Origin of the sequence: Lacrimispora sphenoides JCM 1415 (genome assembly GCF_900105615.1) — a bacterium.
Classification (GTDB): domain Bacteria; phylum Bacillota; class Clostridia; order Lachnospirales; family Lachnospiraceae; genus Lacrimispora; species Lacrimispora sphenoides.
The window spans coordinates 1,912,084-1,931,351 of record NZ_LT630003.1; the positions used below are offsets into that span (position 1 = coordinate 1,912,084).

Annotated in this window: 18 protein-coding genes, 1 other RNA gene, 1 pseudogene and 1 riboswitch; of the genes and pseudogenes, 3 read left to right on the top strand and 17 right to left on the bottom strand. The window is 44.8% G+C overall.

The features are described 5' to 3' along the window. Nucleotides 1–101 precede the first annotated feature (101 nt). Nucleotides 102–263 (top strand): hypothetical protein, encoded by a 162-nt coding sequence (locus BMX69_RS24075; protein WP_157724401.1) that lies wholly within the window; start codon nt 102–104, stop codon nt 261–263. Here BMX69_RS24075 and BMX69_RS08520 read toward each other — a convergent pair. The 11 genes and pseudogenes from BMX69_RS08520 to BMX69_RS08570 all read right to left on the bottom strand — a co-directional run bounded on the left by BMX69_RS08520 (nt 251) and on the right by BMX69_RS08570 (nt 10,655). Continuing rightward, the gene (locus BMX69_RS08520) at nt 251–1,627 is read right to left on the bottom strand and encodes a nickel-dependent hydrogenase large subunit (RefSeq protein ID WP_025233280.1); all 1,377 of its coding nucleotides are present in this window, start codon (nt 1,625–1,627) and stop codon (nt 251–253) included. The genes BMX69_RS24075 and BMX69_RS08520 overlap by 13 nt on opposite strands. A 2-nt stretch (nt 1,628–1,629) precedes the next feature. Further along, nucleotides 1,630–2,535: a hydrogenase small subunit gene (locus BMX69_RS08525; protein ID WP_330387681.1), complete on the bottom strand. Its 906-nt coding sequence runs from the start codon at nt 2,533–2,535 to the stop codon at nt 1,630–1,632. Nucleotides 2,536–2,540: 5 nt separating this feature from the next. Further along, nucleotides 2,541–3,011, bottom strand: a complete 471-nt coding sequence (locus BMX69_RS08530; protein ID WP_242941385.1) for a cytochrome b5 domain-containing protein — start codon at nt 3,009–3,011, stop codon at nt 2,541–2,543. Nucleotides 3,012–3,077: 66 nt separating this feature from the next. Continuing rightward, nucleotides 3,078–3,335, bottom strand: coding sequence for a hypothetical protein (locus BMX69_RS08535; protein ID WP_025233283.1), 258 nt, complete (start codon nt 3,333–3,335; stop codon nt 3,078–3,080). Beyond that, nucleotides 3,328–3,789, bottom strand: coding sequence for a hydrogenase maturation protease (locus BMX69_RS08540; RefSeq protein ID WP_054792181.1), 462 nt, complete (start codon nt 3,787–3,789; stop codon nt 3,328–3,330). The genes BMX69_RS08535 and BMX69_RS08540 overlap by 8 nt, the downstream gene beginning before the upstream one ends. Nucleotides 3,790–4,175: 386 nt before the next feature. Next, a pseudogene (locus BMX69_RS08545) lies at nt 4,176–4,451 on the bottom strand (sigma-70 family RNA polymerase sigma factor); the annotation flags it as partial. Nucleotides 4,452–4,549: 98 nt separating this feature from the next. After that, nucleotides 4,550–5,728 (bottom strand): phosphoribosylaminoimidazolecarboxamide formyltransferase, encoded by a 1,179-nt coding sequence (locus tag BMX69_RS08550; protein ID WP_100042121.1) that lies wholly within the window; start codon nt 5,726–5,728, stop codon nt 4,550–4,552. 14 nt (nt 5,729–5,742) lie between these two features. After that, nucleotides 5,743–6,456, bottom strand: coding sequence for an IMP cyclohydrolase (locus tag BMX69_RS08555; protein WP_100042122.1), 714 nt, complete (start codon nt 6,454–6,456; stop codon nt 5,743–5,745). A gap of 80 nt (nt 6,457–6,536) precedes the next feature. Next, nucleotides 6,537–6,619, bottom strand: a riboswitch (ZMP/ZTP riboswitch). Between the two features lie 119 nt (nt 6,620–6,738). Continuing rightward, on the bottom strand, nt 6,739–8,100 hold the full coding sequence (locus BMX69_RS08560) for an ABC transporter permease (RefSeq protein WP_100042123.1): 1,362 nt from the start codon (nt 8,098–8,100) through the stop codon (nt 6,739–6,741). After that, entirely contained in the window at nt 8,090–9,934 is a 1,845-nt protein-coding gene (locus BMX69_RS08565) for a COG1361 S-layer family protein (protein WP_100042124.1), read from the bottom strand. The genes BMX69_RS08560 and BMX69_RS08565 overlap by 11 nt, the downstream gene beginning before the upstream one ends. Then, nucleotides 9,921–10,655 (bottom strand): ABC transporter ATP-binding protein, encoded by a 735-nt coding sequence (locus BMX69_RS08570; RefSeq protein ID WP_054790989.1) that lies wholly within the window; start codon nt 10,653–10,655, stop codon nt 9,921–9,923. Before BMX69_RS08570 ends, BMX69_RS08565 begins: the two co-directional genes overlap by 14 nt. Nucleotides 10,656–11,021: 366 nt before the next feature. Between BMX69_RS08570 and pyrB the strand changes: the two genes are divergently transcribed. Continuing rightward, complete coding sequence (gene pyrB, locus BMX69_RS08575) at nt 11,022–11,945, top strand: aspartate carbamoyltransferase (RefSeq protein WP_054790988.1); 924 nt, start codon at nt 11,022–11,024, stop codon at nt 11,943–11,945. Beyond that, entirely contained in the window at nt 11,939–12,364 is a 426-nt protein-coding gene (locus BMX69_RS08580; protein WP_025233291.1) for an aspartate carbamoyltransferase regulatory subunit, read from the top strand. Before pyrB ends, BMX69_RS08580 begins: the two co-directional genes overlap by 7 nt. Nucleotides 12,365–12,469: 105 nt before the next feature. On the opposite strand, the gene rnpB is transcribed toward BMX69_RS08580, so the two are convergent. The 6 genes from rnpB to dnaG form a co-directional block, all read right to left on the bottom strand. After that, an RNA gene (rnpB, locus tag BMX69_RS08585) (RNase P RNA component class A) lies at nt 12,470–12,816 on the bottom strand. A gap of 143 nt (nt 12,817–12,959) precedes the next feature. Beyond that, entirely contained in the window at nt 12,960–14,621 is a 1,662-nt protein-coding gene (locus BMX69_RS08590) for a nucleoside kinase (RefSeq protein ID WP_100042125.1), read from the bottom strand. Between the two features lie 11 nt (nt 14,622–14,632). Then, nucleotides 14,633–15,454 carry a Nif3-like dinuclear metal center hexameric protein gene (locus tag BMX69_RS08595; protein WP_100042126.1) on the bottom strand — a complete coding sequence of 274 codons (822 nt, stop codon included), beginning with the start codon at nt 15,452–15,454 and terminating at the stop codon, nt 14,633–14,635. Next, entirely contained in the window at nt 15,441–16,142 is a 702-nt protein-coding gene (locus BMX69_RS08600) for a tRNA (adenine(22)-N(1))-methyltransferase (protein WP_054790987.1), read from the bottom strand. The genes BMX69_RS08595 and BMX69_RS08600 overlap by 14 nt, the downstream gene beginning before the upstream one ends. Before the next feature lie 21 nt (nt 16,143–16,163). Further along, nucleotides 16,164–17,369, bottom strand: coding sequence for an RNA polymerase sigma factor RpoD (rpoD, locus tag BMX69_RS08605; protein ID WP_242941386.1), 1,206 nt, complete (start codon nt 17,367–17,369; stop codon nt 16,164–16,166). A gap of 39 nt (nt 17,370–17,408) precedes the next feature. After that, nucleotides 17,409–19,178, bottom strand: coding sequence for a DNA primase (dnaG, locus tag BMX69_RS08610; protein WP_100042127.1), 1,770 nt, complete (start codon nt 19,176–19,178; stop codon nt 17,409–17,411). Between the last annotated feature and the right edge of the window lie 90 nt (nt 19,179–19,268).

The window sequence follows — 19,268 nt, forward strand, 5'->3', positions numbered from 1 at the left end:
CCTTACTAAAGCATAATGCTGCGTTTTGCCCCTTTAATCCTAAACATAGAGGACATGGGAGGCAACATACATTATAATAACAGTCTATATCAGGTCCGTTTATGAATATGATCGTATATCAGCCCAAAACAGAAGAAGACAGAAAAGAATTGAGAAAAAAAGCTGCACTCCTGCATAGTCAGGCTGTCCTTCAATATATCCAGCAGCTTTCCTGCCCGAATGACCAAAAACAGGCTCTTATGGAAGAGCTTCACACAACCTGAATTGTATTCATATACTTCCCGCTTAAGAAAACATGAGTAGCGCAGGACACGCAGGGATCAAAAGACCGTATGATCCTTCCGATTTCCACAGGCTCTGTTACATCTTTTACAGGTGCCCCCATCAGTGCCTGTTCTCCGGTTCCCTTCATTCCATTTGTCTGTGTTGACAGATTCCACGCAGACGGGGTTATGATCTGGTAAAAGGCTATCTTACTGTTGTCAATATACAGCCAATGGCCCAGGGCTCCCCGTGTCGTATCCACCAGTCCTTTTCCCGATGCCTGAACAGGAATCTCATACTCCCTCTGCATGGATACTCCCGGGATCAGATGATCGATAAGGGTCTGCATAATTTCCACAATTTTCTTAGCTTCCAGCACTCTTGCAATGGTCCGGTCCATGGCAGAGATCCCGTTTCTGTACTCGCCGGAGAGCCACTGCCTTGCCAACGGCCCTACCTCATAAGGGATATTATTGTATCTCGGCGCTTTTATCCAGGAATATGCCTGGGGTTTATTTCTGTCCGGTTCATCATTTTCGTTGAACCAGGCGTATTCGTCTTCCTGAGTTATAAGGGCAGGATCAAAGGGGGATGTCTGTCCATTAGAATAAACCAGAGGATCCACATAGAGCGTTCCTAAATTTTTATAATGGTTAAAGCTCCCATAGGAAAGTAAGTTGCCGTAGCCTCCGCCGTAATGATAATACTCCGGATAAAAGGTTCCGATTGTGTATACGTCCGGAACCATTTTTTCAATGATAAACTGTCCAATGTCATATAGGATAGATTTTATGGTAATGATCTTATCTGCTGAGATCGGCGAAGTGATCCCTCCAATGAATATTCCGTGATTATGAGGAACTTTTCCTCCAAGAATGGCCAGCATCTGATGCGCAGCCCTGCTGAACTGAAGGGATTCAAAGTAATCGTTTACCATTTTATCGTTTATGTCCTTTGGAAGCCTGTAATCATTGTGATCGGTCTTAAACAGCGGATAATCCTCAGGAAGCTTTACAAAATCCGGCAAGGTAAACTGGTAAAAATGTCTTAAATGATTTTGAAGGAACTCGCAGGCATGAAGAAGGTCCCTTAAATACCTTCCCTGCTCAGAGGGGACAATGTTCAATGCTTCTTCCAGGGCAAGAGCAGAAGCCATGGAATGTGCGGTTGAACAGATACCGCAGATGCGCTGTGTAAAATAAACAGCATCAAAAGGACTTCTGCCCTGAAGCATTTTTTCAAATCCACGGAACATCAGGCCTCTCATTTTAGCATCCACCACTGACCGTTCTTCAATATCGGCATCAATTTCCATGAAGCCGCTGATACGGGTCACAGGATTAATGGTTATTCTCTCCGCCATATTTACTCCCCTCTCATGGTGTCATAGGTGATAAAAGGCTCCATTGCATCAGGAAATCCAAACTGAGCACAGCCGATGCAGGGCGAATCGCCTCCTATGGGCCAGTTGACATGCCCGTTCCATTGGCGAATGGGGCAGTCGATCTGGGTAACCGGACCTTTACAGCCCATCATAAACATACAGGTTTCCTGTCCGAGCTTCGTTGCAAAGATGCCGCTGTCAAAATATGATCTCCTTGGACATCTGTCGTGAATGGTAATGCTGTAAAACATCAAGGGACGGTCCCTGCTATCAAGCGGGGGTTCCCCATATAATATCAGATATGCCAAAGTGCCCATAAACCAGTCCGGATGACATGGACAGCCTGTTAATTTAATCACTTTTCTCTGCAAAACCTCCTGCACTCCCACACACTGAGTCGGATTGGGCCTTGCCGCCGACACGCCTCCGTGGGAAGCGCAGGCTCCCACGGCAATCACATGGGCCGCCTGTTCTCCCAGTCTTTTAACCGCCTCATATCCGGTAATCTCCCTGCCGTTGTGCCGGCCGATGACGTTATAAGAACCATTGTCTTTTAAAGATACTGCACCTTCCACAGCAAGGATATAATCACTGCCTATCACATCGAACAACTGATCCATGGCCTTGCTTCCATAAGAATTCATCAGGCTGTTGCTGTATATAAAATTGGTCATTTGAGTGAGCAGATACTTAAAATCCGGATTTTGCCCGTCCAAAAGGGAGATGGTATTACCAGTGCAGCCATTTAATTCAAGCCAGACAAGATTCCGCTTTTGCCGCGTCTCACCGGCGATTTCATCCCTTACCCTGTTCACAAGACTTTCCGTTGTTTTCAGCCTGCTTTCCTGATAAGGACATTCAAAGCTTCCGTAATCCAAATGTTTCACCAACTTTACTCTGTAGCCAAATAGCCGATGATCGGTAATCTGGTCAGGACCAATGCTCCCGGATGACATGTTGCAAAATTAACTGATAAATCATTTCCGGGATTAAGACCAAAATGGCTGTCTCCTTTCCAGACGGAATTATTTGTCACGTCATACACCACTCCGTTTACCGCTACATAAGCCGGAGCTCCGTTTTTTCCATTGTATCGGGATAACTCTTCCAGGGTAAAGTATCTTGGAACTTCCTCCTCAGCTTGATTTGCATGGATGTTCTGATATGGATACTGTGTTTCTTCCATATCCGCTTGATTTGACTGGCTAAAATATTTGATATGACTTTCCAGCATAAACACTTCACTGCTCAAATGATCCAACACAACGCTATTGTTGTACTGGTTGGAATGAAGTCTCTCTATATCCTCGTTCATGTGCTTGATGCAGTTCCCGATATAATTCAAAAACATATTTAATTCCATGAAATAACCTCCCATAATAAAATACTGAATGATTGATATTTTTACCGGACAACAGTCAGGCCTTTCTCATTGCGATATCTCACCTTCAATTTCATCTATAACCGCAGTAAGCGGCTCTATTTCCCGTTTAAGAACCTGTATGTTTGTCCAGTCTCCAATCAGCGTATTATTTCTTTCTGAAAAATAGTCACGGATGCTGTCTTCACTTATATGGCTGTTTGTATGTACTGTAATTGTCAAATAAAAAATCTTCTCAATGAAATTCTCCCCGCATATTTCGACAATTGCTTCATATATATTCTGATTTAGGAACGTATCATGCATTAGTGATTTCCTCCGATATGATTTTTTTTATTGCGCATTCAATTACCCTGCAGATCTGGGGCAGTTTATCCCTTAAAACAGTGCTTAGTTCCTGGCCAAAGCCGATTTCGCAGATTTCTATGCCCATCAGGTACCCTTTAAATGGACAGCCATATAGCTTCATGAGTTCCACCATACTCAAATCATGCTGCATGGAGAATAAGGAAGGCTGTGACATCACATCTTCAAGGCTGGTCAGATGAACGCTTCCCGGCTCCGCTCCAGAAGAAAGTGCATCAAGGATGAAAATAAAGTCACCCTTATCTAGTAAATAAAAGCAGTTTTGAAAATCGGTTTCACCAATGATCACATGAATATCCTGGCGGATCAGCCGGTCTTCCAAGATTTCGGCAGCTTTAATTGCTATGGCGTCATCCTTCATAAAACGATTGCCGATAGCAACTAACTTCACCATACCCTTGCCCCCTTCTCAAAATTGTTATTTATCAATATATATGTTGGACAAATTTAAATATTCTTTTCCGGGGGATTATTGGCGGAAAGGTAACTGCATTTCTGATTCATGACTGAAAAATATGGATGATTATGCTTTGCTCACATAAACTTTAGATATTGCAAAGCAGAATTCAACTGCAGCCGGGGAGGTCAACCGGTCTATGGAGGAGGAAGCCGATGTGTTAGAAGAGATTACAGCTTCCAGCGACATTTTATCCGGTCTCGCCGAAGATTTACATGATATGATCTTAGAATTTAATATATAAACGTCAGGAACCGGTGTATGCTCTGCTGCTGCAGGCATACACCGGTTCCTTGCTTTCGCCTCGTATGGAGCCGCTATGATAGGATACCATTCTCCACACACTTGGCCGCATAAGTGGCTAGTCTGGAGCCTCTGTCCGGGTGAAAGGTATTGACGGCTTTTATAAGTCCTATGGTACCTACGGAAAGAAGATCTTCCATATCATAATCTGTATTCTGATATTTTTTTGCCACATGTGCCACCAGACGCATATTTCGCTCGATGAGTGTGGCTCTCGCCTCCTGATCCCCTTCCTGGTATCGTTCCAGACACTCTCGTTCTTCTCGCGCAGTTAAAGGTTTGGGAAAAGTTTTCAAAGAAAGCCACCTTAAACTTACTTACTCTCATTTTATGCCGGCCTTCTCTTTAAAGTGCTTTTACAAAAAATATAGGCTGGTACTTATTTTCCTTTCCATTAATGATGGAACAGACGAAGCCCTGTAAAAGCCATGGCCATCCCATAATGGTCACAGGTTTCAATTACCTGGTCATCACGGACCGATCCCCCAGGCTGGGCCACGTACTTTACACCGCTTCTGTATGCCCGGTCAATGTTATCGCCAAATGGGAAGAAAGCATCAGATCCCAGAGAAACCTCAGTCAGCCGACTAAGCCAGGCCTTCTTTTCTTCTCCTGTAAATACGGCTGGCTTTACCCTGAAAATATTTTCCCATCTGCCGTCAGCAATGACATCCATATAATCTTCTCCAATGTAGACATCAATGGCGTTGTCCAGGTCCGCACGGCTGATGCCATCCACAAACGGCAGCTCCAAGACCTGTGGCGCCTGGCGAAGAAACCAGTTATCCGCTTTATTTCCAGCCAGCCTTGTGCAGTGGATGCGGGACTGCTGACCAGCCCCGATCCCAATCGCTTGTCCGCCCTTTGCGAAACAGACAGAATTGGACTGGGTATATTTTAAAGTAATAAGGGAAATAATCAGGTCAATTTTTGCTGATGGAGGGATATCCTGGTTTTTTGTCACCACATTCTTTAAAAGATCCTCATGAATCACCTCTTCATTTCTTCCCTGCTCAAACATAATTCCAAAAACCTGTTTTCTCTCAAGCGGCTCCGGCTGGTAATCCGGGTCAATTTGAATGATGTTGTAATTGCCGTTTTTCTTTGACTTTAAGATTTCCAGGGCTTCCGGTTCATACCCTGGGGCGATAACGCCGTCCGACACTTCCCGTTTGATTATTCTGGCAGTATCCGTATCACAGATATCCGACAGGGAAATGAAGTCTCCGAAAGAAGACATACGGTCAGCACCTCTTGCCCTTGCATAGGCACAGGCCAGGGGGGAAATCCCTTCCATATCCTCTACCCTGTAAATCTTTGCAAGAATCCGGTCAAGAGGCAGTCCCACTGCGGCTCCGGCCGGAGACACATGTTTAAAAGAAGCCGCCGCAGGAAGGCCGGTTGCTTCCTTTAATTCTTTTACCAGCTGCCAGCCATGAAAGGCATCCAGGAAATTGATATATCCCGGCCGGCCGCTTAGGACCTTAATTGGAAGCTCTTTCCCATCTGGCATAAAAATCCTTGAGGGCTTCTGATTCGGGTTACAGCCATATTTTAATTCCAGCTCGTTCATCTTTTGTACTCCTGTCATTGATTTTTATTTACAATCCGGGTTTCATAAGCTCCGGATTCTATGTCAATATATCTTACAAAGAGAGAAATCTTATTCTCCTCATGGAGGCTTTCCCATAGCATGGCAGTAAATTCATCCAATTCATCAAGGGTCGCTGCCAGTTTTGGTTCCCCTTCAAAGCTTGGCAATGGACTTCCATCATGCATATAGGTATGAATGAAATGGGCTTCACCTGCCTCCGGATTATCATAGGCAAAGGTATAACGGTTGCAGGAGTCCGGATTCCCATGATTGCTCTTTATGATGGACATGGCGTAGTTGAAGCGCCCGCCTTCTATATGCATGATCCCGGAAATACGGGGCGTATAATTAGGACTATCCGGTTCAAATTCCCGGCAACGTAAGGACTGTTCAAACGTCAGCTGTATATCCATTCCCTCGTAAATGGTATCGGTTTGATCTCCGTTTGTCACGATAGTCTTATTCCCCATAACCCGCACCGGAGCGTAAATAATAAGGCTGGGGTCTGTGACCTTTGAGGGATCAAAGGCCTGGGTACGGATTCCTTCCCCTTCCTCTACGAATACGCGGTTACGGCTGTTGTCGCTTCTTCCCATAATAAAATAAGCGGCAACCGCCTTTGTTCCATCCGGTGTTTTTCCCATAATAATGCCTCTTCCCGGATAGGAATTACTCTTTAAATCGTCTTGTAAAGAAATCAAACTCATCAGATCTGGTCTCCTTTCTGAATGAAACACAATGAACTCATTTGGCTCGTTGCTCACGCAAAAAACCGCCTGGGCATCCCATAGGGTGCCCAGGCGGTCGGCTTTTTACGTATCGTGCTCCCCGTGGTAGAAATCCACTTATCCGCCAGTCGCACGTACCTTGTACATCATCATATAATATTCTCTGAAAAAAAGCAACCCTCTTTTTTAACCGAATCAAGTAAGTCCCTTACTTCAAATGCGAAAAGCATTAAGTATGGGTGGGGACTTGCTTTTCATTAGTTATTCATTCCTTATGGCTGCAAGAGGACTTAACTTCATGGCTCTTAGGGCAGGGAAAAATCCTGCGGCCATTCCTACAAAAACAGCAAAACCAACGGCTGTTAGGGAAAGCCAGGGAGGAATCCTGGAAAGATCGCCAGGCATATTTGACATAAAACGGCCCGAAAGGAACCTGTTAATAAGGAATGAAACCCCATAGCTGAACAGGATTCCCGTTATGCCTCCTAAAAATCCGATAAAGCCTGACTCCAGCAGGAACATGTTCCTGATATTGTTCATATCGCAGCCAAGGACCTTTAAGATTCCGATTTCCTTTGTTCTTTCGTAAATGGACATCATCATGGTATTGGCGATACCAATTGCCGCTACAAACAGGGATACTGCTCCGATTCCTCCCAAAAGAGCCTGAACCATCTTGGCCTGCTTCTGAGACTGCTCCAGCCACTCCATGTTGCTGTTGGCCTGAAAGCCCATATCTGTAATCGCTTTTTGTACCGCTGTTACATTGTTCATATCATCAACTTCCACAACCGCCTGCTGATAAATAAAATAGTTGTAGGGTTTTCCCTTTTTATTGGTTGGCTGGTTTGGAATGGGTTTCTTTTTAAAAATCTGTTTTAACTGGGCCTTTAGCGCATCTAAATCCACATAAACGCTATAACTGTAGTTATTCCAATCCTCCGGCCCGCCTTCCACCAGGCCGGCCGTTGGTATGAGATACTTTTTGGGCGGTTTGACGGTTGCCCCGCCTTCCCCAGTTCCCCCGTTTTGGGACTGATAATAGGCATCCATATCAAAAATCACAAACATAGGCCTATTTATAAAATCAATGTCAGGAATGCTGGAGGGATCATCATAATAGTTGTTACGATTGCTTTTAGGGTTGCTGAAATTCCTGGCAACCATATTCCCTACAATCATCTGTAAGTCTCTTTTTCCCGCTTCTGGAATTTGCCCTTCCTTTAAGGGAATATTTTTCATATACTCCTGGGTGACACCGATCAGGTTGATATATGCCTGGTAAGCCCCCTGAGTCATCAAAACACTGGTTTCCAGAAGGGGGGAAGCAGTATTCACATGATCAATCCGTTCAAACTGTGCAATCACATCATCCGTCATGTAATTAGGATCCTTGCTGCTTTCATTTCCTCCCCACATGGCATTGGAATATACGGAAACTTCCGTAAGGCTTCCATAGGAAGCGATCTGTTCCATGGTAAGTTCATTAAAGCCGATCCCCAAAGACACCATGACAACAATGGAAGCCGTACCGATCAAAACTCCCAGAACCGTTAAAAATGTCCTTAGCTTCCTGCGTCTTAAGTTATTTACACTCATGGAAAGCAAATCGCTAAATTTCATTGTCTTTTTCCTCTTCTAGTTCTTCCAGTGCTTCCTTTTTCTTTTTACGTCTTTTAAGCACATATACGGTTCCAATGGTTCCTATCACCAGGACGGCAATCACCGCTGGAATGATGATCTTTCCATATTTAGAAGTACCTTCCGGCTCTGTTACTGCCGGAAATTCTCCTGATCCATCCATTCCGGGATCTAGGTCCTCCTGCTCTGTTACCGTTAAACTTATCTCTTTTTCAACGGGATCGCTGACTACCCCGTTTTCATCCTCATAGGTGATCATAATCTTAATTTTTCCATCATCCGTGGTAGGCGCTGTTCCGCTGATCATGGCATCCACATTTCCAGACTCTCCTGGCTTTATATTTCCTACATAGCTGTTGGTCTGCTGGATGGAATCTCCCACAAATGCCACCATTACATTGTAGAGGAGGACTTTTCCCGTGTTATTGATGGGAAACATCACATTTGTCTCTGAACCTACGGAAATCATATCCGGCATTACCTCGATCGTTCCCGTGTTCAACCTGGAAACCTGCTTAACAGGAATGTTTACCGTCACCTTTTCTTCTGCGTTTTTAAATTCAGGGCTGTCGTACTTTTCGTTGATAGTGATGGCATAGGTTCTTTGATCCACCCATGCTCCCGCCCGAAGCTTTAACTTTATATCCGTTGTCTGGCCTGCGGGAAGAGAATTCACAACAATCGATGAGGAACCGGAATCCATGGTAAATACCGCGCTGTCTGTAACTTTTTCTGATTCCAGGTTAAAGAGGAGGTTGCTTGCCGCCACGTTTTCGGAGGCGTTCTTCATATGGAGGATCATTTCAAATTCCTCCCCGGCATAAACTGTCTCCGGGTTCGTCTGGAACCCATCTACAATGATTCTTGCCTTTGTTCTGTCATTGGCATTGAAATCACCGGTCTCCTCTTCCTTGTCTTTATTCTGAACCTTGACATAGAAGGTCTCTTCCGCTTTCTGGATATCTCCGTCCGAGCTGTCACGGTATTCAATGGTAAAGGTGATAGGATAGTATCCGCTGTAAACATCCTTGCGGATATTCATGCTGTAGGGAATCTCTACCGTTTCACCACCGCCCATGCGGTCATAATGCCTGGTGTAGTTTCCATCGTTAATATCAAAGGGGAACTTTGTGCTGTCCTGGTCCAGCTTCATACGGACATTCACATCAAAAGCCGTAACTTGTGAGGCATTGCGGACGTTCATATTAAAATTCATGGTTTGGGGATAGATGCCAAAAGGCGTATTCTGGTTTTCGCCCAGTTCAAACTGGATCGTCCCTTCATCCTTCCCGGATTCCGTGGTTGATGAGGATTTTGTGATCCAGATATTGACCTTTTCGTAGCTGGAATGGGCACCGTCATCCTTTTTTGATGCATCCGTTACGACTTCCAAAGGTACCAGGTAATAGCCCTCTGCAATATCTCTTCGAACCCTTCCAGTAAGAGAAATACTCTTAGATGACCCGCTCTTTACTGTTCCCAGCTTTTTGTTGTCAAAAGTACTGGAAGTGATCTCAAAAGGAAAGACTGATCCAGTATATTTCGAATCTTCATCTGCGTCTTCCGTTGCCCGGTACTCCTGTTCCGCCAGATCCCGGTCAAACCTCACGGCCACATTGTTTAAATCATTGCCGCTATTATTCGTAAAAACCATATTAATGGTAACGTTTTCCCCGGTCTTTCCTGATGGAGTCTTCTTAACATCTATGTAAGTGTTTTTGCTTAGGTCATACTGGGCAAAAGCCGCACCGGGCATGGCTCCTATGATCATAAAGGCCGCAAGCAGCCATAAAATCCCTTTCCTAACCTTCTTCATATCCCATGTCCTCCTTCGTAACCTCATGATGCTGTTCCTCATGATGCTGTTCTTCGATTTTAACAATCTTTCCATCTACTATATGGAATTGTCTGTCTGCAAACTTTGCAATATAATTATCATGTGTAACCATGACCAGAGTCTGATTCTGCTCCCGAACGATTTTCTGCATTAAACTTAAAATTTCCCTGGTGGTCTTGGAATCTAAGTTTCCAGTTGGCTCATCCGCAAAGATGATCTTAGGATCCACTGCTAAAGCTCTTGCAATGCCGACTCTCTGCTGCTGACCTCCTGACATCTCATTGGCCATATGCTTCATCTGTTTCTCAAGCCCCACCAGCTTTATGTATTCCTTTGCCTTTTCATTTCTTGTTTTCTTCGGCACTCCCCGAAATGACAGAGGCATAGCCACATTCTCCACCGCATTCATAGTCTGTAAAAGATTATAGGACTGAAAAATAAAACCCACGTGCTTTCTGCGGAATGATACCAGCTGATTTTCCGAAAGCTTTTCTATATGGTTCCCGCCAATGACAATCTCTCCCTTTGACGGCTTCTCAAGGCCGGCCAACATATTTAAGAGAGTGGATTTACCGGAACCGGAGGGGCCCACGATCGCACAGAACTCTCCCTTATATATAGTAAAGTCCACGCCGTTTAACGCATAGACCTTTGTGTTTCCCACTTTGTACACCTTGTAGAGATTCTTGACCTGAATCATAGGTGACTTTTTTTCCGCCAAAACAGACACCCCCTTTCTTTATTTTTGCAAGCAATGAGCCAGGCACAGGAATACAGGCATTCTTTTATCTGGCGAATGCTGCTAGTGTCAACGATATTGTACCTGTTGCAGGACACTTGACTTTGCATACACATTATACAACAAGATATTTCCATCGGTCATTCTTTATTTTCTTACGCTTCCTTAAATATTCCTTACAGGAGGGAAGCTGTTAATTTCTGGAAAAATAGCATACGAAAAGATTATATCATAAATTTAAAAAAAGTGTGGAAATTTTCTTACGGATACTGTATAATAGATGGGATAGAATTTTAGACCATAATTTAGTGGATAAAGGAGATTCTTATGAGACATTTACTTAACCCGTTAGACTTTAGTGTGGAAGAGACAGGACAACTCTTAGACCTGGCGAAAGATATCGAAGAAAATCTTCCAAAATATTCTCATGTATGCGATGGAAAAAAATTAGCGACATTATTTTATGAGCCAAGTACAAGAACTCGTTTGAGTTTCGAGGCTGCCATGTTAAATCTGGGCGGCAGTGTACTAGGCTTTTCTTCTGCCGACTCCAGTTCTGCCGCAAAAGGAGAAAGTGTTGCTGATACCATTCGGGTTCTCTCCTGCTACGCAGACATATGTGCCATGAGACATCCAAAGGAAGGGGCTCCACTGGTAGCTGCCAACCATTCCAGCATACCGGTCATCAATGCCGGTGACGGAGGCCACCAGCATCCGACCCAGACCCTTACTGATCTGCTTTCCATCAATTCTTTAAAAGGCCGTTTGAATGATCTGACCATTGGCCTCTGTGGCGACTTAAAATTTGGCCGCACGGTTCACTCTCTGATTAATGCTCTTGTACGTTACGAAAACATCAAATTCATCTTAATTTCCCCTCCAGAGTTACGGGTGCCTGAATACATCCGAGAAGATGTACTGAAAGCCAACAACATTGAATTTGTAGAAATGGACAGCCTTGACGATGCCATGCCTTCTCTTGATATCCTCTATATGACCCGCGTTCAGAAGGAACGCTTCTTCAATGAGGAAGATTACATCCGTTTGAAAGACTGCTACATTCTGGACAAAAAGAAAATGAAGCTGGCGAAAGAAGATATGTATGTTCTTCACCCTCTTCCAAGAGTCAACGAAATCTCAGTGGAGGTTGACGAGGATCCCCGAGCCGCCTACTTTAAGCAGGCACAGTACGGCGTGTATGTGCGTATGGCTCTTATCATGACATTACTGGAGGTAGAAAAATCATGTTAAATATCAGCGGATTAAAAGAAGGAATCGTATTAGACCACATTGAAGCCGGCAAAAGTCTGGAAATCTATTATAACCTGGGTCTGGACAAGCTGGACTGCCAGGTCGCCATCATTAAGAATGCAAGAAGCAATAAGATGGGAAAAAAGGACATCATAAAAATTGAAGGCGGCTTAGACCACATTGATTTAGACATCCTGGGATATATTGACCATAACATTACGGTTAACATTATTAAGGATAACCTGATTGTGGAAAAGAAGACTTTAAGCCTTCCTAATAAGATCACCAACGTGATACAATGCAAAAACCCCCGCTGCATTACCTCCATCGAGCAGGGGCTTCCTCATGTATTCTATCTTGCCGATGAGCAGAAAGAAGTTTACCGTTGCCGGTATTGCGAAGAAAAATATTCTAAATAATTCAAAAACTGCCTTCCCCGAATATAAGGAAGGCAGTTTTTTATTCTTTCCATATGATCTGCTCTGATAAGGAACAGAGACATTGCATAGTATCCACTTCTCTAAGTTTTGAGTAAGACGATAAGCCGGGTTATGTCATTGAATGGCCATCTATCTAGGCCTGCCGTCGCCAGCAGGCTCAAGCGACCTACCCGGGAGCAGACGGGCCGCCTTATGCTCCCTGTTCGGTCTTGCTTCGGATGGGGTTTACATGGACCCCTCCTGTTACCAGAAGGGCGGTGGTCTCTTACACCACCTTTCCACCCTTACCGCATGAAGCGGCGGTATATTTCTGTTGCACTTTCCCTGGAGTCGCCTCCGCCAGACGTTATCTGGCATCCTGCCCTGTGAAGCCCGGACTTTCCTCACCTGCAGCCTTTCGGCTTCGCAGCTGCGGCCATTTGTCTTACTCAAAACTATATTATGAAAAAACTGTTTTCATAATTGGATAGACGGTGCTAAAAAACAGCACCTTTTATGAAAAGCGAAAAGACAGCTTCTCATAAGCTATATTAACATATCATACATTTCTTAATTTGTAAAGCTACTTTCCGATTTAAACCTTAAAACAGCTTCCTCCTATAAATTCTCTGACAATGGAATTGCGCGGGATATCCTCACAATTGACTCCAAGAAAATAATCCAGGAATTTTAGCAGGCGCTTTGCTTCCATATATTCCGGGGATTCTCTGGGAATGCCGAATAACAGAGGTTCTGCATACTGCTTCAGCACAGCCAGTTCATAGACCGTAGCCGAGTTGAACATCATATCCGCAGATTCCTGGAAGGGGAAAATATATTCTTCCTCTCCTGCTCTCACCGCCGGCCACATGCGTATGGTGTCCTGCGCGGAAGCGCCCCTTGTTCTGGCATCCCGTACCATCCGCCGGATCAGGCGGCAATCGGTTGTTGGAATCCGGTTGTGTTCATCAATATTCAACTGAGTCAGTGCACTTACATATACACGGAATTTACTATCCTTTGGCAGGGTATAGGAGAGCCTGTCATTTAAGCAATGGATCCCTTCGATCACCAGGATATCGTCTTTTCCCAGTTTGAGATAATCGCCTCGGTACTCCCTGACCCCTGTTTTAAATTGGTACCGCGGCATTTCCACTGTTTCTCCGGCCAGAAGAGCCGTCATGTCTTTATTAAACTGTTCAATATCCAGACTTTCTAAAACCTCATAATTGTAGCTTCCGTCCGGATTTTTCGGACTGTCTACCCGATTGACAAAATAATCGTCCACGGCAATGGGATGAGGGATCATTCCCTGAGCCTTTAGCTGAACGGACAGCCGGTGGGAAAAGGTGGTTTTTCCGGATGAGGACGGTCCGGCAATCATAACAAATTTTTTACTCCTGTCGGCACCAATTCGTTCCGCGATCTCAGCAATTTTCTTTTCCTGTAAGGCCTCCTGAATTAAAATCAGTTCATTGATATTGCCCGATGCAATCTCTTCATTCAGGGCGCCTACATGGGATACATTCAGCCGTTCCCCCCATTTTACACTCTCCTTCAGCACACGGAACAGCTTCTTCTTCTTTTCCGGCTCGAATACAGGTACTTCTTTGGGGTTTTCCTTCTGGGGCAGCATGATCATAAAGCCCTCATCATGTAATATCAGGTCAAAATACTTAACATATCCGGTATTCTGAACCATATATCCATAATAGTAATCTTCAAAGCCGCCTATGCTGTAGATATTGACACGGGAAACCCGGCGGTAGCGAAACAGTCTTTCTTTGTCATACATCCGGTGCTTGTGAAATAAATCAATGGCATCGTCCGTGTTTACACTCCGTTTCATAATCGGGATTTTTTGGCTCACATACTCCTGCATGCGGGCTTTTACCCGGGAAAGCAGTTCCTCAGTCAGTCCAATCTTTCCGTGAGCCTCTATATAATAGCCTTTTCCAAGAGAAAAATCCACAGTCACTTTTTCAATATTTTCTGCGCCAGCCACATCGTAAAAGGCTTTCATCATAACAAATATTGCGCTTCTGTGATAAGTCTGGATTCCGGGCTGGTCTTTCCCTGTAAAGAAACGAAGGCTGCAGTCGAACTGGACTGTTTTATGGAGCTCACTTAATTTTCCGTTTATGCTTACCAGTAAGATATCATTTTCATATTGGGGCTGATATTCTTTTGCAATCTCTTGATAAGACGTGCCAATTGGGTATTGCTTTTCTACACCGTTTATAGTAACAACTGCCATTCGCTTCCTCCTTATATGAATGTTTCAGGAAATTCCACTTCTGCCTTGCAGATTTCTAAGTCCTCCCCTACTTCTTTCTTCAGATACTCTTCCAGAAAGTCCAAAAACAGATATTCCAGGCCGTAATGGCCGGCATCAATGACAGCCATATGGTTTGCAGCGGCATCAATCCCACTGTGGTGGCCGATATCGCCTGTTATAAAGACTTTCACACCTGCAGCCAGAGCCGGTTTGATCATACTTCCTCCGGATCCAGGACTTATGCCTACAAAACGTACGGTCTCTCCTGGTGCTGCCTCTCCATAAACAGTGACAAAGGGAAGATGAAACCGCTCCTTCACAAGAACAGCGATCTCCTTTACTGTCATCTCTTCCTTAAGATACCCCGTTTTCCCGATTCCATATACTATTTCCCTGGAACCTTCCGTTGTTTCTTTCAGCATCACGCCTTCTTTATCCAGCACGTTTAAATCTGTAAGCCCAAGCTTTTGTGCGGCTGCATCAGCCATACAGCCAGGAGCGGCATCAAAGTTTGTATGCATGGCATAGTAAGAGATGTCATTGCGGATCAGGCTTATAATACGTCTGGATATAAAATCCTTGTCATTAATTCTATTCAAAGGCTTGAAAATAAGGGGATGATGAGTAATCAATAAATCTGCTCCCCACCGTACAGCATTTTCCACCACCTCGTCAGTAGCATCTAAGGCAATAAAAACCTTTTTTACTTCTTTATCACTACGGCCTGCTAAAAGGCCCACATTATCCCAATCACAGGCACAGACTGGCGGCGCCAGCTGTTCCAGTTTTTCTATGAGTTTATCGCACTGCATCCTGTGCCTCCTTGTTATAGGCTAGTTCCAGCTTCAGCTCTTCCATTCTTCTGACCGCTGCCTCCGTCTGGCTCCCGGTAAGCCCACTCATGATCTGCTCCAGCTGCTCTTCTTCCTTTTTTAAATAATCCTTTAAAACAGGATCTTTGGATTCCAGCAGGCTTCTTCCATAGCGGTAGGAAATCTCGCGTTCATCTTTATCACCTGTTTTTATCTTTCTGCTGATTCCCATTACGGAATAGAACTTTCCTTCTTCTTTTATCATAGTCTCCCGCTCAATAAAAAATTCCTGTTCTTCCAGGAATCTGCGCACCTTGTCCAGTTCTGAGTGAGGGGATAGGACCCAGTAGGAAATGCCTTCCCATAAATTACGGCCTTCCTCAAGTATATGTATGATCAGCTCACCGCCCATGCCAGCTATGACCACACAGTCTGCTTCGTTCTGCTCTAATTTTAAAAGTCCGTCGCTTAAACGGACTTCCACATGGGCTTGCAGACCTGCCTCCTGGATATGGGCCTGGGCCCTTAACAAGGGGCCCTTCCGCACATCCATGGCAATGGCATATTTTGCTTTTCCTTCCTGTACCAGATGGATAGGAATATAACCATGATCCGTCCCAATATCTGCAATTCTGCTTCCTTCCGGAACAAAGGAAGCAATCGTTTCCAAACGCCTTGATAACTTCATCTTAAACTCCGTCTTGTATCTTTAATCATCCAGATAGTCCTTAAGCTTCTTGCTTCTGCTGGGATGGCGCAGTTTACGCAATGCTTTTGCTTCTATCTGACGAATTCGTTCTCTCGTTACATTAAATTCTTTTCCTACCTCTTCTAAGGTTCTGGGCCGGCCGTCATCAAGTCCGAAACGCAGCTTTAAGACCTTTTGCTCCCGTTCGGTCAGGGTGTCAAGCACCTCCATTAACTGTTCATGGAGCATGGTAAATGTGGCGGCATCGGCCGGAACAGCAACTTGCTCATCCTGTATAAAATCTCCAAGATGGCTGTCCTCTTCCTCTCCGATTGGTGTCTCTAGGGATACCGGTTCCTGAGATACCTTCATGATTTCTCTGACCCTGTCGACCTGCATATCCGCTCTGGCTGCTATCTCCTCCGGCACCGGCTCTCTGCCCAACTCCTGTAAAAGCTGTCTGGACACACGAACCAGGCGGTTGATGGTCTCAACCATATGAACCGGAATCCGGATGGTGCGGGCCTGGTCCGCAATGGCGCGTGTGATGGCCTGTCTGATCCACCAGGTCGCATAGGTGCTGAACTTATAACCTTTCCGGTAATCAAACTTTTCCACAGCCTTAATAAGTCCTAAGTTTCCTTCCTGGATCAAATCTAAAAACTGCATTCCCCGCCCGACATAACGCTTGGCAATGCTGACCACCAGACGCAGATTGGCCTCTGTCAGCCTCTGCTTTGCATCATCATCACCCAGCTCAATTCTCTTGGCGAGCTCGATTTCATCTTCACTGGAAAGAAGAGGCACCTTGCCGATCTCCTTCAAATACATGCGGACCGGATCTTCCACACTGATACCTTCCGGAACGGATAAATCAATACTTTCCATATCGATTTCTTCTTCATCCTCGATATCTTCTTCTATGAACAGATCCTCATCAAGATCCAGTTCCTCACCGCCGATTTGAAGCACATCTACCTTATTGCTTTCCAGAAAATCATAAATTTGATCCAGCTTATCCGAGTCTAAGTTCTCTCCCACAAAAAAATCCAGAACCTCCTGGTTTTCCAGCACATTCCGTTTCTTTTTTGCAAGGAGAAGAAGCTGATTTAATTTCTCCTCAAATGCAGCGGCTGACTCCAAAGCCTTAAGCTCTGCAGCCTGTTCCTCTTCCGTTTTTTTTGACCCCACCATTTTATCTGCTGCCTTCTTCACATTCTCGTCCATGTTCTTCCATCCTTCCACAGCCTGCCTATAGTGTACACCCTAATCCAGCGAAATATGCAAATCCTTTAACGCAGCCTGTTCCTTTATAATATTCTGCAGTTCCAAAATCCCCGCTGCATGACGGCTGGCATAATCCAGACTGTTTTTTTTCACTTTCATAATTGTTTCCGAAAACGCCTTTTTTTGCTCTTCATTATCTAGGGACTCTTTTAAGCTCGCATGAAAAAGACCTGCGACTGCCCGGTATTGACCTTCATCATGAATGAAATGATTTAAGATCTCGGCCGGATTCAATGTTCCGGCAGCGTGTCCGTCAAAAACCATCCGTGCCACCTTGTGATACAGTTCTTCTATAAAATCATCAGGAGTAACAACTCCTTCAATCTTATCAAATAATAATGGATTTTCAATGAGCCAGGTGAGAAGCAGCCTTTGGGACTGCTTTACACCATCTTCCTTTTCCTTTTTCCTCTGATTTTTTAAGTTTCCCTCTTCTTCCCTCTGAGCTAAAACCGATGGTCCAAAAGAAGCGCCTAAGCGGTTGACCAGACGTTTTAAATCATCATAATTGATAAAATATTCCCTGGATACCGCCTCCAAATAATTCTCACGTTCCAGTGCTTCCGGGAATTCCAGAAGTTTCCTGGCCACCTGATTATAAAATTCTGTTTTCTGCTCCGGATCATCCATTTTATAATTCTTTTTCAGCACATCAACTTCAAACAGGAAGCTGTTGCGGGCCTCATCGATCCGTTTACGGAATTCTTCTGCCCCCTGATTCTTTATGAACTCATCCGGATCTTTATATGGCTGCATGTTAAGCACGCGGATGGAGATTCCCGCTTCCTTAAGAATGGGAATGGCACGGAGGGCAGCCTTAACGCCTGCGCCGTCGCTGTCATAGGTGAGAACCACTTTATCCGTATACCGTTTTAAAAGCTGGGCATGCTGGGTGGTAAATGCCGTTCCCAGAGAAGCCACCGCATTGGTAAAGCCGGCCTGGTGCATCGCGATCACATCCATGTAGCCCTCGCAGATCAATATGTACTTTTCCCGTGAAAGCCTGGCATAATTAAGACCATATAAATTCCGGCTTTTGTCAAAAAGCTTTGTCTCCGGCGAGTTTAAATACTTTGGTTCCCCGGCTCCCATGACCCTGCCGCCGAAACCTATGACCCGGTTGTTCACATCCATAATAGGAAACATGACCCGGTTCCAAAACTTATCATAGGTCCCCCGTTCCTCTATGGTCACCAGTCCGGTCTGCTTTAACAGACTATCGTCATATCCCTTGCCCTTTAAATACCGGTAAAGATCATCGCTGGTTTTATTGGAGTAGCCAAGCCCGAACCTTGTGATGGTCTCGTCGCTTAACTGCCTGTCCCTTAAATAGCGGTAGCCGGTCTCACCCTGAGGCTTTTTAAGCTGGTAATAAAAGTAACTGGCGGCCAGCTTATTGATTTCCAAAAGAGTGGACCTAAGATCTTCCTGCTCTCTTGCTTCCTTGCTGTACTCTGCCGCAGGAAGCTTCACGCCTGAACGGTCTGCCAGAACTTTTAAGGCCTCAGAAAAGGAATAGTTTTCATATTCCATAATAAACGTCAGTACATTTCCTCCTGCACCGCAGCCAAAGCAGTAGTACATCTGTTTAGCGGGAGATACGGAAAAGGAAGGGGACTTTTCATTGTGAAAAGGACAGAGACCAAAATAGTTGCTTCCCTTCTTCTGCAGCTTGACGTATCCCGAGATCACATCCACGATGTCATTCTTCATCCGGACCTCTTCAATTACTTCTTCCGAATATCGCATGAAGCTTCATTTCTCCTTTCCTTTTTTCAGGCCATGTATTTTGGCCATGAAGGTATACCCGCAGGGTGTTTCTCCTTTTCAGTTTCATTT

What these genes read in the sequence shown, in the direction of transcription:
- pyrB (WP_054790988.1), top strand. Translation starts at nt 11,022, where the DNA reads ATGAGACATTTACTTAACCCGTTAGACTTTAGTGTGGAAGAGACAGGA.
- BMX69_RS08570 (WP_054790989.1), bottom strand. Translation starts at nt 10,655, where the DNA reads ATGATTCAGGTCAAGAATCTCTACAAGGTGTACAAAGTGGGAAACACA.
- BMX69_RS08550 (WP_100042121.1), bottom strand. Translation starts at nt 5,728, where the DNA reads ATGAACGAGCTGGAATTAAAATATGGCTGTAACCCGAATCAGAAGCCC.
- BMX69_RS08595 (WP_100042126.1), bottom strand. Translation starts at nt 15,454, where the DNA reads ATGCAGTGCGATAAACTCATAGAAAAACTGGAACAGCTGGCGCCGCCA.
- BMX69_RS24075 (WP_157724401.1), top strand. Translation starts at nt 102, where the DNA reads ATGAATATGATCGTATATCAGCCCAAAACAGAAGAAGACAGAAAAGAA.
- BMX69_RS08580 (WP_025233291.1), top strand. Translation starts at nt 11,939, where the DNA reads ATGTTAAATATCAGCGGATTAAAAGAAGGAATCGTATTAGACCACATT.
- BMX69_RS08565 (WP_100042124.1), bottom strand. Translation starts at nt 9,934, where the DNA reads ATGAAGAAGGTTAGGAAAGGGATTTTATGGCTGCTTGCGGCCTTTATG.
- BMX69_RS08600 (WP_054790987.1), bottom strand. Translation starts at nt 16,142, where the DNA reads ATGAAGTTATCAAGGCGTTTGGAAACGATTGCTTCCTTTGTTCCGGAA.
- BMX69_RS08530 (WP_242941385.1), bottom strand. Translation starts at nt 3,011, where the DNA reads ATGGAATTAAATATGTTTTTGAATTATATCGGGAACTGCATCAAGCAC.
- BMX69_RS08520 (WP_025233280.1), bottom strand. Translation starts at nt 1,627, where the DNA reads ATGGCGGAGAGAATAACCATTAATCCTGTGACCCGTATCAGCGGCTTC.
- BMX69_RS08555 (WP_100042122.1), bottom strand. Translation starts at nt 6,456, where the DNA reads ATGAGTTTGATTTCTTTACAAGACGATTTAAAGAGTAATTCCTATCCG.
- BMX69_RS08535 (WP_025233283.1), bottom strand. Translation starts at nt 3,335, where the DNA reads ATGCATGATACGTTCCTAAATCAGAATATATATGAAGCAATTGTCGAA.
- BMX69_RS08560 (WP_100042123.1), bottom strand. Translation starts at nt 8,100, where the DNA reads ATGAAATTTAGCGATTTGCTTTCCATGAGTGTAAATAACTTAAGACGC.
- BMX69_RS08590 (WP_100042125.1), bottom strand. Translation starts at nt 14,621, where the DNA reads ATGGCAGTTGTTACTATAAACGGTGTAGAAAAGCAATACCCAATTGGC.
- BMX69_RS08540 (WP_054792181.1), bottom strand. Translation starts at nt 3,789, where the DNA reads ATGGTGAAGTTAGTTGCTATCGGCAATCGTTTTATGAAGGATGACGCC.
- dnaG (WP_100042127.1), bottom strand. Translation starts at nt 19,178, where the DNA reads ATGCGATATTCGGAAGAAGTAATTGAAGAGGTCCGGATGAAGAATGAC.
- rpoD (WP_242941386.1), bottom strand. Translation starts at nt 17,369, where the DNA reads ATGGACGAGAATGTGAAGAAGGCAGCAGATAAAATGGTGGGGTCAAAA.